Here is a 15,565-nt window from a genome sequence, read left to right as displayed (position 1 = left end):
GGGCCGTGGCAGGTCGGCGCGGGCGGATGTCGCGGGCGGAGGCGCTGCGGCGCCGGGCCGGGGCGCAGTTCGTGGGACGACGGGCGCAGCTGGCGCTGTTCGCGGAGAACCTCGCGCGCGATCCCGATCCGGAGGCCGGACCGAGCCCGGCGGACTTCCTCTTCCACGTCCGGGGCATGGGCGGCGTCGGCAAGTCCACGCTGGTGGTGCAGTGGCGGGAGGCGGCGCGGCGGGCCGGCGCGGTGACCGCCCTGGTCGACGAGGGGGACGTGCGCGGCCTGGAGAGCGCGCTCGGCGCGCTGGCCCGACAGTTGGCGGAGCAGGCCGGTCCGCTGCGCGAGTTCGACCGGGCCCTCGAACAGTACCGGCGTGCCCTGCAGGCCGACCGGACGACCGAGCAGGGCGGCGAGGGCGCGTCGCTGCCCGCGCGACTGGTGACCACCGCGGTGATCGGCGGGGTGGCCTCGGCGGTGCCCGGCGGCGGCGTGGTCGCGGCGATGGCGAACCCCGAGACCGTCGCGCAGGCGGCGGAGCGGCTGGTCGCGGGCGTACGGCAGCGGCGATCGGCGGGCGGCGACGAGGAGGCCGCGCTCTGCCGGGCGTTCGTCGCCGAGCTCGGCCGCCTGTGCGGGCGGGAGAACGGCGGGCGGCGCCCGTGGGTGGTGCTCTTCTTCGACACCTGGGAGGTGACGGGGCGGCACCTGGACGCCTGGCTGCGGGACGTGCTCTCCGGCGAGTTCGGGGACCTGCCGCTGGAGGTGCAGTTCGTGCTGGCCGGCCGCGACGAGCTCGCCGAACGGGACTGGGGGCCGCTGCGCCCGGCCGTGGTGGACGTCCCGCTGGAGGTCTTCACCGAGCAGGAGGCGCGGGAGCTGCTCGCCGCCCGCGGCGTGGTGGACGTGAACGTGGTGGACGCCGTCCTGCGGATGTCGATGCGCCTGCCGCTGCTCGTGGCGCTGCTGGCCCAGACCCGCCCGCAGGCCACCGACGAGGTCGCCGACGCCGGCGCGGACCTGGTCGACCAGGCGGTGGAGCGGTTCCTGCTGTGGGTCCGCGACCCGGCCCGGCGGGAGACCGTGCTCGCCGCGTCGCTGCCGCCACAGCTCAACCGGGACGTGTTCGCCCGGGCGGTGCCGGGCGCACCCGCCGGCACCTGGGACTGGCTGCTCGACCAGCCGTTCGTCACCGGGCACGGCGAGTACCGCCAGTACCACGCGGCGGTCCGGGCCAGCATGCTCCGGTACTGCCGGTCGCGCTCCCCGCTGGAGTGGCGGGCCGCCCACTGGCGGCTCGCCGCCGGACACGCCGACGCGCGCGCCGAACTGGAACGGCGGCTGTCCGTGACCGCCCGGCGGACCGACCCCGGCTGGCAGCGGCTGCTCACCGAGGAGACCTACCACCTGCTCTGCGCCGACCCGTCCGCACAGCTGGCCGACGCCCTGGAGCAGACCGCGCGGCGGGCCGGCGAGGCGCCCGCGGCGCTCGCCGCCTGGGGCGACATGCTGGTGCAGGCCGCCATCGACTGCGGCGACGAGGAGCTGACCCACTGGGCGGCCCGGCTGCACGCCCTCCGCTCCCCCGACGGGCCGCCCGTGGAGACCCTGTCCGCCCTCGCCGAACCCGGGCTGCCCGCCCGGGTCCGCGGCTGGGCCCTGTGCCACCGCGGCTACGCGTACTTCCTCGCCGACCGGGACGACGAGGCCCTGGTGGACCTGGACCGGGCCGTCGCGATCGGCGGCGATCCCCTGGCGCAGGCGCTCGCCTTCCGCGGCCGGCTGCACGGCTGGCACAACCGGGACGCGCAGGCCGTCGCCGACCTCACCGCCTCCCTGGAGCTGCGGCCCGACGACGCGTGGGTCCTCACCCGGCGCGGCGAGGCCCACCGGCAGGCAGGCCGCCTCGACGAAGCCGTCCAGGACCTGACCGCCGCCCACCTGCTCGACCCCGACGACGCCTGGTACCTCGCCGAACGCGGCGAGACCCACCGCCGGGCCGGCCGCTTCGAACAGGCCGTCGAGGACTTCACGGCCGCCCTCCTCCTGGAACCCGAGTACGCCTGGGCCCTCGGCTGGCGCGGCGAGGCCCACCGGCAGGCCGGCCGCCTCGACGAGGCCATGACCGACCTCACCGCTTCCATCGCCATCGACGCCGAACAGGCCTGGGTGTTCGGCGCCCGCGGCCAGACCCACCGCCAGGCCGGCCGCCTCGACGAGGCGATCGAGGACTTCACCACCTCCGTCGAACTCGACCCGCAGTACGCCTGGGCCTGGGCCTGGCGCGGCGAGACCCACCGCCAGGCGGAGCGGCTGACCCAGGCCGCCGACGACCTCGGCGCGGCACTCCGGCTCGACCCCGGCTACGGCTGGGCCCTCGCCCGGCGCGGCGAGACCCACCGGCAGGCCGGCCGCCTGGAGGAAGCCATGGCCGACCTCACCGCGGCCGTCACCCTCGACCCCGAGGACGCGTGGGCGCTCGGCTCCCGCGGCCAGACCCACCGCCAGGCCGGCCGCCTCGCGGACGCCGTCACCGACTTCACCGCCGCGATCGAACTCGACCCCGAGTACGCGTGGGCCCTCACCTGGCGCGGCGAGGTCCACCGCATCTGCTGGCGGCTGGACGAGGCGATCGCCGACTTCACCGCCGCGCTGGTCATCAACCCCGCGTACGCGTGGGCCCTCGCCCGGCGCGGCGAGACCCACCGGCAGGCGGAACGCCTGGAGCAGGCCATGGCCGACCTCGACGCGGCCCTGGAACTCGACCCCGAGGACGCGTGGGCGCTCGGCTCCCGCGGGCAGACCCACCGGCAGGCCCTGCGCCTCGACGCGGCGGTCACCGACTTCACGGCCGCCGTGGAACTCGACCCGGAGTACGGATGGGCGTTCGGCGCGCGCGGCGAGGTCCACCGGATCGCCGGACGCTTCGACGCGGCGGTGGCCGACTACACGACGGCGCTGACCATCGACCCGGACGACGGCTGGTCCCAGGCCCGGCGCGGCGAAGCCCTCCGCCTGGCCGGACGGCTCGACGACGCCGTCGCCGACTTCACCGCGGTCCTCGCCACCGACCCGGACGACGACTGGGTCCTCGGCTCCCGCGGCCAGGCCCACAGCGCCGCCGGCCGCCTGGACGACGCCCTCGCCGACTACACCGCCGCCCTGGAGAGCGCCCCCGACGACACCTGGTGGCTCTGCCTCCTCGCCGTCACCTACTGCCGCCTCGGCCGCTACAGCGAAGCCTGGGCCACCCTCGACACCGCCGAAAGGCCGGACCCGGACGACGACCCCCCGACCACCCCGGCCGCCAAGCCGGGCCGCGCCGACGCAACCAGCGGCCCCGGCGGACCGGGCGACGCAACCGCCCGACTCGGCGGGAACAGCACATCGAGCGCCGAAGGCGCAGCGGACGACGGCGCAGCCGGTGCCACCGGTTCTGGCGGGGCTGTCGAGACCGGCGGAGCAGCCGCCCGGCCGGGCGGGGACGGTCCGCCGGCAGCCACGGCCGGCGGCGGGGGCGTGGACGAGTCGGGGGTGTTGTTGGCGCGGGCGGTGGTGCGGTTGTTGGAGAGCGGGCCGGGTGCGGCGGAGACGGTGGCGTTGTGGGACGAGCTGCTGGCGTCGCCGCTCACGGATCCGGACGATCCGGTGGAGCCGGTGGTGAAGGAGCTGTTGCACGGTCTCGCGGTGCGCGACGACCCGCCGGAGGCGTTGGTCGCGGCGTTCCTGGCGTTGCCGGACGCCGGGCTGATGGTCGGTGACATGTGCGCGTTCGTGGAGGAGTTGCTGCCGGCGGGCCCGCGGACGGCCGCGGTGCTGGCGCTGCTGCGCTCGGCGCCGCCGCGGTAGTCGCGCCGGGGCCCGCCGCGCGGCCTCACGGCTGCGCGACGGGCCCGATCGGTGGGAGTTCGGTCAGGCGGTGTTGGGGAAGTACGTCCAGCGCTGGTTGGCGTGGCTCGCCGCGCAGTCCCAGATGCCGAGCGCGGTGCCGTTGGCGTCGTTCCAGCCGGGGAGTTCGAGGCAGCGGCCGGACGCGGGGTTGTGCAGGGTGCCGTCGGTGCGCAGGGTCCAGGTCTGGCCGGTGGTGCCGGTGCAGTCCTGGCTGGTGACACCGGCGCCGTTCCAGGTGCCGGTGGTGGTGACGCAGCGTCCGCCGGTGCGCAGGGTGCCGTCGGCGGCGAAGGTGAACTTCTGGCTGGCGCCGGCCCAGCAGTCGTAGAGGCGGACGGCGGTGCCGTTGTCGGCGCCCCAGTTGTCGAGGCAGCGGCCGGGGTTCTGCGCGGAGTTGATGTTGTATCCGGTGGGTGCGGCGGTGGGCAGGGTCTGCGGTGCGCCGAACCGGGGCCGGCCGTCGGCGGGGGTGGTGCCGAGGTACTGGGTGATGGTGCCGTTGGTGTCGGTGGCGATCAGGTCGGGCCGGCCGTCGCCGTTGAGGTCGCCGGGCGAGTCGACGGCGGGGTAGGCGGCGGAGCTGAAGCCGCCGGGGAGGACGGGGGCGGCGGCGGGGGCCTGCCAGCGCTGGCTGTCGTCGTCGAGGCAGTCCCAGATGATCAGGCGGTTGCCGGGTTCGCCGCGTCCTTCGGGGACGGCGAGGCAGCGGCCGGAGTTGGGGTTCTGCAGGGTGCCGGGGTGGGGGCCGGTGGTCCACTGCTGGGCGGGGGTGCCGTTGCAGTCGTACAGGTTGACCGGGGAGCCGTTGTCGCGGGCGCCTCCGGTGACGTCCAGGCACTTGCCGAGGACGTGCAGGGTGCCGTCGGTGCCGGCGGTGAACGCCTGGGCGCCGGTGGTGTTGCAGTCCCAGAGCTGGGCGGCGGTGCCGTTCCAGGTCTGGGCGCCGTTGATGTCGGCGCACATGGTCTCGCCGCGGGTGTTGCGCACGGCGGAGACGAGCGGGCCGTGCGCGGGGGCGTGCAGGGAGTTGGCGGCGGGGGTGCCGCCGGGCAGCGGCAGCGGGAGGTTGCTGATCGCGCCGGTGACGGTGTCGCGGACCCACAGGGCGGGCTGGTCGCCGACGGTGCCCGGGGAGAGCAGGGTGAAGCCGGCCCAGTCGGTGCTGTCGCCGAGTTCGACGCCGGTGGCGAGGGCGCAGCCGGCGACGGTGGAGCCGGGGTAGAACCGCAGGTGGCCCTGTTCGACGGTGACCAGGTTGGTGCGGCCCTTGGTGGTGGGGGCGGCGCTGACGGCGGTGAGCCGGCTGATGTGGTTCCAGGTGCCGTCGACGCCCTTGGCGCAGGCGTTGCTGTTGCCGATCTGGGTGATGCCGCTGCGGTTGCCGAAGTGGCCGGGGGTGCCGGCGGGGGTGCGGGTGGAGTCGTTGGCGTAGATGTACAGCTGTCGGCTGGCCTTGCTGTAGGCGAAGAGGTCGTCGACGCTGTTCTCGGTGGCCGATCCGCGGTGGGCGATCAGGTAGTTGTTCCAGGTGTCGGCGGCGTCGGTGTCGGCCTCCGGGGTCTGGGTGCGGGTGGAGGCGGTGCCGGGCTGCGCCTTGAGGTCGCTGTTGCCGGGGAGCAGGGTGAGCGAGCCGTCGGGGGCCTGGAGCAGGGTGTCGGGGGTGCCGTCGAAGTCGAGGTCGCCGGCGACGACCTTGTGGTCGGGGTTCCAGGGTGCGTAGAAGTCGTAGGCGGCGGCGTTCGGCTGGGTGTTGCCGGCGCCGTCGAAGGCGCGGACGTACAGCCGGTGGGTGCCCCACTGGTCGGGGTTGAGGTTGATCGGGATGTCGGCGGTGGCGGTGCCGTTGGCGTCGGGGGTGACCCAGACGGTCTGGGCGCCGGTCGGTGGGATGTTGTCGTCGAGCGCGTACTGGAAGCCGCGCACGCCGCTCTTGAGGCAGCTGCCGCGGGTGCAGCCGCCGGGGGTCGGGTCGGTGCTGGTCACCCGGACGGTGGCGCCGGCGTCGCCGGCGTGGGCGGTGGGCCTGATGCCGCTGCCGAGCGGCGGGAAGGCGCCGGAGGGGGTGACGGCGGCGAGGTCGGGCGCGCTGAGGTCGACGTTGAAGTAGCAGTACGGGGAGCCGGGGCTGCCGAGCAGTCCGTCGGTGGCCCAGGCGTTCCAGCCGTACTGGTGGCCGTCGCCGAGCGGGCCGCCGACGTTGGCGTGGCCCCAGCCCTGCTGGTATATCGCCTCGCTGACGGGCCAGCTCGCGGTCGCCGGGTCGCCGGCCGCGTCGGCGGTCATGTTGTCCCAGACGTGGAAGCCGACCTGGATGTTGGTCCCGGGCATCGGGGTGCGGGCGTAGGCGTGCAGGGTGAGGTCGGCGGCGCCGTTGCCGAGGGTGGTGGTGCGGCCGATCCAGCCGGGTTCGCCGCTGCCGCAGGCCGGGCCGTCGGGGTTGATCGAGGCGGGGCTGGTGTAGTTGGCGTCGGGCGCGTACGGCGCGAGGTCGTAGGTGGCGACCAGGGACGGGTTGTTGGCGAAGCGCATGAAGCGGTTGTTGGAGTCGCCGGCGGTCTCGTCGCCGTAGAGGCCGACGGTGAGCGGGCCGCCGTCCCGGACGGCGTCGCGGACCATGCCGGTGACGTCGAAGTCGACGCCGTGGGAGCCGCAGCCGCTGTGCGTGCTGGCGCTCTCCAGCCACTTGGTCTCGCCGTCCTGGCGGGGGTCGGGCTTGGTCGCCCAGGTGGTGTCGCCGTTGATCCCCCAGGTCCGCCGGACGGTGACCGGGGCGGTGGCGCGGCAGTTCCAGTCGGCGCCGTAGGTCTCGGTGAAGAACGCCCGGGCGCTGTCGATGTACATGTCCTTGGTGAGCACGCCGAGGTCGAACTCGAAGTACGAGCGCTCGGCGCCCCGGCAGCTGCTCTCGTAGTGCTGGTAGCCGACGCCCTCGCCGTTGGGGTGGGCGACGTCGTACGTCCTGGCGCCCGCGCAGCCCTCCATCACCTGGGCGAAGTGGCTGCGGCCGATGGTCGGGGCGGGCTGGAAGGTCGGGTCGATGTAGAGCGGCCAGACGGTGTCCTTGCCGCCGAGCAGGTCGCCGTCGGGGGTGAGGGTGAGCGCGCCGTCCGCGGCCTTGACGCCGATCGGCTCGACCTTGGCGCCGCGGCCGGGGCCGTCGGCGGTGGAGCGTTCGGCGCTCGCGTCGTCGGCTCCCGACGCCAGGCCGCTGCCGCCCTTGGTGCCCTTGCTGCCCTTGGCCGCCGGGGCTCCGGCGGAGTCCCACATCACGGGGGCGGGGGCGCGGAAGGCGGCCTTGCCGTCGGCGCCGGCGGCGGTGAGGTTGCCGGCCGGGTCGGCGGTCAGGGTCAGGCCCTGGGTGGCGGTGGAGAGGGTGAGCGCCTTGAGCGCCGGGTTGCCGGCGGACGCGGCGTCCTTGACGACCAGGACCTCGCGGACCGCGCCCTGGTCGGTGACGTCCACCGTGAGGTCGACGCCGGGCAGCACCTGCGGGTAGGTGGCGGTGGAGCCGGTGACGGTGGGCGCGGGGAGCTTCACCGGGAAGGTGAGGGCGAGGCTGCGCCCGTCCCGGTCGGTGAGGGTGGCGAGCGGTCCGGTGCCGCCGCCGGAGAGCCGGACGCCGGTGGGGGTGGCGGCCGGGGACCAGCTGCCGTCGCCGCCCTTGCGGAGCGTCGCGTCGACGGCCGTCCACCGGTCGCCGCGCTTGACCCGGGCGGGCCGCAGGTTGGTGGTGACGGTGAGCTTCCCGTCCGGCCCGGCGGTGGTGAGCGTGGTCTCGGTGGTCAACGCGTCGACGGTGACGGGCTTTCCGGTCTGCTTCGCGGCGAGCCGGGCGGCCTGGACGGCGCCGCCGGCGGTGAGTCCGGGGGCCGCGGGGGCCTGCGCGGTGCCGGGCGGCACGGCGAACGGCCGGTCGTCGGCGAGCGCCGGCCCGGCGCCGGTCGACAGGACGAGTCCGCACAGCGCGGCGGCCAGCGCCGTCCGGGGCGGCCGCCAGGAGCGGGGTTCCCGCATGGTGTGAATCCTTCGGTCGGAACGATTTCCGGGCGAACCATAGGAGCTGACGCGGCGTCGGATCCAGCCTTTCAGTCCTCGCTGAAAGGTGTTGTCCGGGGCGGTTCGCGCGCGTAGGTTCCGGCCGTCGTTTCCGTTTTCGAGGGGTGGGACAGGTATGCATTCCGCACGTTCATGGTTCGGCGCCCGACCACGGGGTGGCGGGTCGCCGCGCGGCCCGCTGGTGGCGGCGTTGACGGTCGCGCTGGCGCTGCTGGTGCCGCTGGCGGGTGAGGGCCTGGCGGTCTCGGCGCAGGCCGCGGGCAAGGACCGGAAGGTCGAACTGCCGCAGCTGCCAAGGGTCTCCGGTCACGACGCCGGCGGCAGGGGCGACGCGAAGCCGCTGCCGCACCCGGCGGGCGCCCGGGAGCTGACGGGCAGTCGGCCGGCGGCGGCGAAGTGGCCCGGGAGGGCCACCGTGGCCGTCGACCTGAACGCGAAGGGCGCGCTCAAGGACGCGCCGGTGCGGGCCGGTTCCACGCCGGTGCTGCTGGGCCGGATCTCCCCCGACCAGGTCGGGGCGCAGGCCAGGGCCGCGGCGGGGGCCAAGACGATCAGCGCGCCGTCGGCCGTCGAAGTGCAGGTCGCCGACCGGGCGCAGGCCCAGCAGGCGGGCGTGGCGGGCCTGTTGGTGGCGCTGAAGCGCACCGACGGGGAGCGGGCGGCCGCCGGTGTGGCGGTGTCGCTGGACTACGGCGCGGTCGCGGACGCCTTCGGCGGCGGCTGGGCCTCGCGGCTGCGGCTGGTCGCGATGCCCGCGTGCGCGCTGACCTCGCCGGAGAAGGCCGAGTGCCGGACCCGCAGGCCGCTGGAGTCGAGCGTCGACGCGGCCGCCCGGCGGATCACCGCGACGGTGGCGCTGCCCGGCGAGGGGTCCGGGCTGAAGCTGGACTCGGCGGCGGGCTCCGGGATGGCGCTGGCCGCCGAGGCCGGCACCGAGGGCAGCCAGGGCTCGTACACGGCGACCGACCTGTCGGCGTCGGGCACCTGGGCGCAGAGCGCCAACGGCGCGTTCACCTACGCCTACCCGATCGCCGTGCCGCCGTCGGTGGCGGGCAACCCGCCCTCGGTCGGCCTGTCGTACGACTCGCAGTCGGTGGACGGGAAGACCTCGGCGCGCAACGCGCAGGCGTCCTGGATCGGTGACGGCTGGTCGTACTCGCCCGGTTTCATCGAGCGCTCGTACCGGCCGTGCCGCTGGGACGGGGTCGCCGGCTCCGCGGACCAGTGCTGGGCGGGCTGGAACGCGACGCTGTCGCTCGGCTCGCACTCCGGCGAGCTGGTCCGCGGCGGTGACGGCGTCTACCACCTGCAGAACGACGACGGCACCCGGGTCGAGCGGCTGACCGGCGCGGCCAACGGGCTCTGGCAGGGCGAGTACTTCAAGGTCACCACGGCCGACGGCACCGCCTACTACCTGGGCCTGAACCACACGCCGGGGACGACCGCCGGCGACGCGACCAACAGCGCGTGGGGCATGCCGGTGCTCCACCCGGGCGACGGCGACCCGTGCCACACGGCGGCCGGAGCGAAGAAGTCGCAGTGCGACCGGCAGCCCGGCTGGCGGTTCAACCTGGACTTCGTCGTCGACCCGCACGGCAACGTGCAGCGCTACGACTGGGCGGCCGAGGCCAACCGCTACGCGCAGGCCGACACCGGTCTGACCCCGTACACCCGCGGCGGGGAGCTCGCCCGGATCTCCTACGGCTACCGGCTGGCCGACGCGCAGGCCGGGCGCGAGCCCACCGCCCGGGTGTGGTTCGACGTCACCGAGCGCTGCACGGTCTCCGAGGAGGCGTGCAAGCCGCAGAACCTCTCCGCCGCGACCGCCGCGAACTGGCCCGACGTGCCGTACGACCTGGCCTGCCAGGACGGCTGGGCGACCTCCGGCACCGGCGCGAACGTGTGCCGCACCGCCTCCCCCACCTTCTGGTCAACCAAGCGGCTCGCCGCGGTGCGCACCGAGCTGCGCACCGAGGGCGGCTGGCACGCGGTGGACCACTACGCCCTCACCCAGGTCTTCTCCGCCGCGGGCGGCAGCTACGACCCGGTGACCGGGAACACCCCGCACCCGGAGGCCACCGGCTCGCTGCAGTCGGTGATGTGGCTCTCGCAGATCCGGCGCACCGCGCAGGACACCACGGCGGGCAGCGGCGAGACGGTCGCACTCGACCCGGTGGAGTTCGCCGGCACCGAGCTGGACAACCGGGTCGACGCCTCGCCCACCGGCGCTCCCCCGCTCTACCGGCCGCGGATCATCGGCGTGCGCACCGAGTCCGGCACCTCGATCGCGGTGACCTACCGCGACCCGGAGTGCAGCCGCATGGCGGGCCGGATGCCGGCCGCGGCCGACCGCAACACCATGGCCTGCTACCCGGCGTACTGGACGCCCCCGCTCGGGGCCGAGCCGGTCGCCGACTGGTTCCACAAGACGCTGGTCGCCAAGGTGACGGTCAGTGACACCACCAAGGCCAACTCGCCGCCGCGGGTGACCGCGTACGACTACGCCGGGGCGGCCTGGCACCGCGACGACTCCGAGCTGACCGACGACAAGTACCGCACCTGGAACGACTTCCGCGGCTTCCGGACCGTCACCACCACCAGCGGGGCGGGCCCGGACCCGGTGCGCCGGACCACGACCGGCTCCTTCCAGGGCATGGAGGGCGACTACCTGGCGGACCGGACCACCCTGCGGACCGTGCCCAAGGTCGAGAACTCGCTCGGCGAGAAGACCCCGGACCGCCCGTGGCTGGCCGGCATCGCCCAGGAGACCGCCACCTACGGCGACAGCGGCGTCATCGCCAAGCAGCTCGCCGAGGAGCCGGCCACCGAGGTGACGGCCAGCCGGCCGCGCACCGCCTGGACCTCCGAGCAGCCCACCGCGCAGAACCCCGCCCCGAAGGTCTCCACCCTGCCCGCCCTGGAAGCCCGCCGGATCACCGCGAGCACCCAGCGCAGCCTCGCGCTGCTCTCCGACGGCCGCACCTGGCGGGAGAGCCGCACCGCCACCGCGTTCGACGCCGCCGCCCGGCCGGTCACCGTCGACACCCGGCCCGACACGGCCTCCGGCGCCGACCGCTCCTGCGTGCGGACCGAGTACGCGGCCGCGCCCGCCGCCAACCCGATGATGCTGAGCTACCCGAGCCGCATCCTCACCCTCGGCGGCGACTGCGCGACCACGCCCGCCGCCGACACCACCGTCAGCGACCGCCGGCTGGTCTACGACGGCGCCGCCGACCCGGCGAACCCCGGCACCGTCGGCACCCTCGGGCAGAACGGCACCTCGCTGGGCCTGGTCACCGCCACCCAGTCGCTCAAGGCGTACGACGCCCAGGGCAACCCGGTCTACCAGACGCTCGGCGCACTGGCCGCCGACGAACTGGGCCGCACCGTGCGCAGCGTGGACGCGGCCGGCGCGGCGAGCACCATCGCCTACAGCCCGGCCTCCGGCACCCTGCCGACCGGGATCACCACCACCAACCCGCTCGGCTGGACCAGCCGCACCACCGTCGCCCCGGCCCGCGGCCTGGTCACCCGCTCGGTGGACGCCAACGGCCGGGTCACCGACTCCACCTTCGACGCGCTCGGCCGGCGCACCGCCGCCTGGCTGCCCGGCAACAACCGCGACGACGGCAGGAAGGCCGACCAGACCTTCACCTACCGGCTGCGCGGCGTGGACCCGGACGTCAAGCAGCAGGCCGACCCGCCCAGCGTCACCACGCTGACCCAGCGCGAGAACGGCACCTGGTCCACCTCGGTCACCATCTACGACGGCTTCCTGGCGGAGCGCCAGACCCAGTCCACCACCGCCAACGCCGCGGACGGCCGGGTCGTCGCCTCCACCCACTACGACAGCCTCGGCCGCCCCAGCAAGACCACCGCGGCCTGGTCCGACCCGACCACCGGCCCGAACGCGACGCTGTTCGAGGAGACCGACAACACCGTTCCCTCGCAGACCCGGTACGTGTACGACGGCGCGGGCCGCACGGTCGCCTCGGTGCTCTACGCCAAGGCCACCGAGCTGTGGCGCACCACCACCGCGTACCCGGGCGCCGAGCGCACCGACACCACCCCGCCGAGCGGCGGCACCCCCGCCACCGAGTTCACCGACGCGCTCGGCCGCACCACCGCCTCGGTGCTGCACGGCGGCCCGGGCAGCGGCGACGTCACCACTCGGTACGGCTACGACCGCCGCGGCAAGCCCAGCACCATCGCCGACAACGCGGGCAACACCTGGACGTTCGGCTACGACGTGCGCGGCAACCGGGTGTCCGTCTCCGACCCCAACGCCGGCACCTCCGGCACCCGCTACGACGACCTCGGCCGGGTGGCGAGCACCACCGACCCGCTCGGCAAGGTGCTCTCGTACAGCTACGACGTGCTCGGCCGCACCACCAGCCGGTACGAGGGCGCCGATCCCTCCGACCGCTCCAAGCTGCTCGCCTCCTGGACGTACGACACCCTCGCCAAGGGCCTGCCCACCTCGACCACCCGCTACGTCGGCGGCGAGAGCGGCAGCGCGTACGTCCAGAAGGTCGACGGCTACAACACCCGCTACCAGCCGACGTCGACCACTACTTCGGTGCCCGCGGCCGAGGGCCGGCTCGCCGGCGACTGGACCCGCAGCGCGTTCTACACCGACAACCTCGGCCTGCTCGCCGGCTACGGCTACCGCGCCGAAGGCGGACTGCCCGCCGAGACCCTCGGCTTCGGCCGCGACCTCCAGGGCGAGATCACCTCCACTGGCACCGACAGCACGCGCCTGATGGACAGCGCGAACTACAACCCGCTCGGCCAGCTCCTGCTCGCCCAGTACGGCACCCGCGGCGACCTGCTGCGCACCGCCCGCACCTACGACGACACCACCGGCCGGGTCACCACCCGCAGCGTGTCGCTCCAGCAGTCCGACGCCAACCCGGTGTCGGCCACCACCTACGGCTACAACCAGCTCGGCGGCCTCACCAGCTCCTCCGAACTGCAGTCCTCCGGCTCCACCGACCAGGCCTTCGACACCCAGTGCTACCGCTACGACGGACTGGGCCGGCTCACCGAGGCATGGACCGACACCTGGGGCGTCACCGGCCCCGGCGCCGGCCAGGTCTCCCACTGCGCCAACGACAACCCGAGCTGGGTCTCGCTCGGCGGCCCGGCCCCGTACTGGCACAGCTACCAGTACAACCTGCTCGGCGACCGCACCCAGCAGGTCCGGCACGACGTCGGCGGCGACACCTCACGCGACGTCACCCAGACCACGGCCTACGCCGGCGACGGCCGCACCCCGGCCGCCCGCCCCAACACCGCCACCGCCGTCACCACCCGCACCGGCGCGCCCACCGCCACCCTCGCCTCGGCCCTCGCCGCGGCCGACGGCAGCCGGATGTGCCTGGACGTCCGCGGCGGACGCACCGCCGACGGCACCTCCGTCGAGACCTGGAGCTGCAACGGCACCCCCGCGCAGCGCTGGACCCGGCCCGGCGACGGCACCCTGCGGGCGCTCGGCAAGTGCGTCCAGCCCGTCGGCGGAACGGGCGGCGGCGGCACCGCCGTGGAACTCGCCACCTGCGACGGCAGCCCCGCCCAGAAGTGGCAGGACGGCGCCGACGGCGCCCTCGTCCACACCGCCAGCTCGCTCTGCCTGGAAATCCCCGGCTGGAACCAGCAGCCCGGCACCCAGGCCGGCCTCTGGTGGTGCACCGGCTACCCCAACCAGCAGTGGCCCGCCACCGCGGACGCCCCCACCGGGCCGTCCTTCACCACCACCCTCACCCCGCAGTACGACACCGCGGGCAACACCACCTCGCGCGCCACGGCCACCACCGGCACCCTGCCCTCGGCCGTCGCCACCGGCACCACCCCGCTCTGCCTCGACGCCGTCGGCGGCAGCAGCGCCAACGGCACCGCCGTCCAGACCTGGACCTGCAACGGCACCCCCGCGCAGGAATGGACCCTCGGCACCGACGGCACGCTCCGCGTCCTCGGCGCCTGCGCCCGGCCTGCCGGCGGCAACGGCGGCGGCGGGGCGCAGCTCGAACTGTGGGCCTGCGACACCGCCGACGGCAGCCAGCAGTGGCGCACCGGCAGCGACGGCGCGCTCGTGCACAAGGCGAGCGGCCAGTGCGTCGACATCCCGTGGGCCAGCGGCACACCCGGCACCCGGGTGATGCTCTACGCCTGCAACCACGGCCCCAACCAGACCTGGGGCCCTGTCGGCGCGGGCGGCACCGCCAAACCCACCGCCGGCGCCAACCAGGTCTTCGCGTACAACGCCGAAGGCCGCACCGAGAGCGTCGTCACCCCCGACGGCGGAACCACCGTCACCTCCCGGTACCTGTACGACGCCGACGGCGAACTGCTCCTCCAGCGCGGGCCCGAGGGCACGATCCTCTACCTGTTCGGCGGCGCCGAGCAGCTCACCCTCTCCCCCGACGGCACCACCGTCAGCGGCAACCGCTACTACCACCAGCCCGACGGCACCGCGATCATCCGCTCCGGCCTCGGCAACCTCAGCTACCAGTTCACCGACCCCCAGAACACCGCGACCCTCCAGGTCGACCCCACCACCCGCGCCGTCACCCGACGCCCCGTCGACCCCTACGGCACCCCCCGCGGCACCACCCCCACCGCCTGGGCCGACAACCGCGGCTACCTCAACAGGCCCACCGACACCGGCAGCGGACTCGCCCTCCTCGGCGCCCGCACCTACGACCCGGCCCTCGGCCGCTTCCTCACCGTCGACCCCCTCCTCGCTGCCGGCAACCCCGACCAGATGGGCGGCTACACCTACAGCAGCAACGACCCCGTCAACCGCTCCGACCCCAGCGGCCTCATCGACGGCGACTGCTGGGAAGGCCGCTGCAGCGGCCACTACAAGGGCTCCGCCCCTGCGGACCTGAACGTGGTCGACCGCAACTTCTTCGTCGAGCAGGCGCACTCGACCGAGCCGATCCAGCTCAAGGGCGGCCTGGCGGTCTCCCCGGACATGCCCAATGTCGGGGAATTCCTCAAGCGCTGGCGTGACAAGAAGTTCAAGGAGGACAAGCGGAACCACGGCGAGGAGGTCCCGAATTCCTATTACAACCACTTGGCGGTCCAGGCCTGCGAAGAGATCCGCTGCGAGAAGTTCCTCCAGCTGACCAAGGACTTGGAAGCCGCGCTGGTCGAGGACGGCGAGATCGGCGTCTTCGGCCACGACGGCGGCGGCAAGCCGGCCGGCGGCCCGCCCAAGGCGGGCGGAAGCAAGCCGCGGGCCAGCAACCCGAAGGGCGAGGGACCGAAGAACAACGTCGTCGCCGACCCGAACGGCAAACTGCCGCAGTTGCGGATCGACTACATCAAGGAGGTCGAAGCGCTCAAGAAGCTGGGTGAGGAGATGCGGCAGAAGGGACACACGCCCGAGGAGATCGCCCGCACGCTCCAGCAGCTGCGCCGCGACATCGGTGTGAAGTACAAGGACCTCACACCCGAGGCGAAGCGCCAGGAGATCTACGAGCGGAACATGAAACGCTACGGCGGCGACCCGCTCGGCCCCACCGTCGACTGGCTCCGCAACGAGGGCAAGAGCTGGGAGCAGATCATCGAAGGCGCATCACGGTCCGGCGGCAAGGACCTCGGACTGGAGAAGAGGTAGG

3 protein-coding genes are annotated in these 15,565 nt (G+C 74.5%); 2 read left to right on the top strand and 1 reads right to left on the bottom strand.

Annotated features, from left to right (window positions below; translation table 11 throughout):
* Window positions 1–5 precede the first annotated feature (5 nt).
* On the top strand, window positions 6–3,842 hold the full coding sequence (locus ACGFX4_RS10150; RefSeq protein ID WP_393071539.1) for a tetratricopeptide repeat protein: 3,837 nt from the start codon (window positions 6–8) through the stop codon (window positions 3,840–3,842).
* Window positions 3,843–3,905: 63 nt separating this feature from the next.
* Here the strand turns inward: ACGFX4_RS10150 and ACGFX4_RS10145 are convergent, their stop codons facing one another.
* On the bottom strand, window positions 3,906–7,898 hold the full coding sequence (locus ACGFX4_RS10145) for a ricin-type beta-trefoil lectin domain protein (RefSeq protein ID WP_393071538.1): 3,993 nt from the start codon (window positions 7,896–7,898) through the stop codon (window positions 3,906–3,908).
* A 157-nt stretch (window positions 7,899–8,055) separates the two neighbouring features.
* On the opposite strand from ACGFX4_RS10145, the gene ACGFX4_RS10140 reads away from it, so the two are divergent.
* Window positions 8,056–15,564: a ricin-type beta-trefoil lectin domain protein gene (locus tag ACGFX4_RS10140; RefSeq protein ID WP_393071537.1), complete on the top strand. Its 7,509-nt coding sequence runs from the start codon at window positions 8,056–8,058 to the stop codon at window positions 15,562–15,564.
* Window position 15,565: the final 1 nt, after the last annotated feature.

It is taken from the genome of Kitasatospora sp. NPDC048365 (assembly GCF_043200835.1).
GTDB lineage: Bacteria > Actinomycetota > Actinomycetes > Streptomycetales > Streptomycetaceae > Kitasatospora > Kitasatospora terrestris.
Note: the sequence above shows the minus strand (reverse complement) of the source record. Positions and strands in the feature narration are given on the sequence as shown.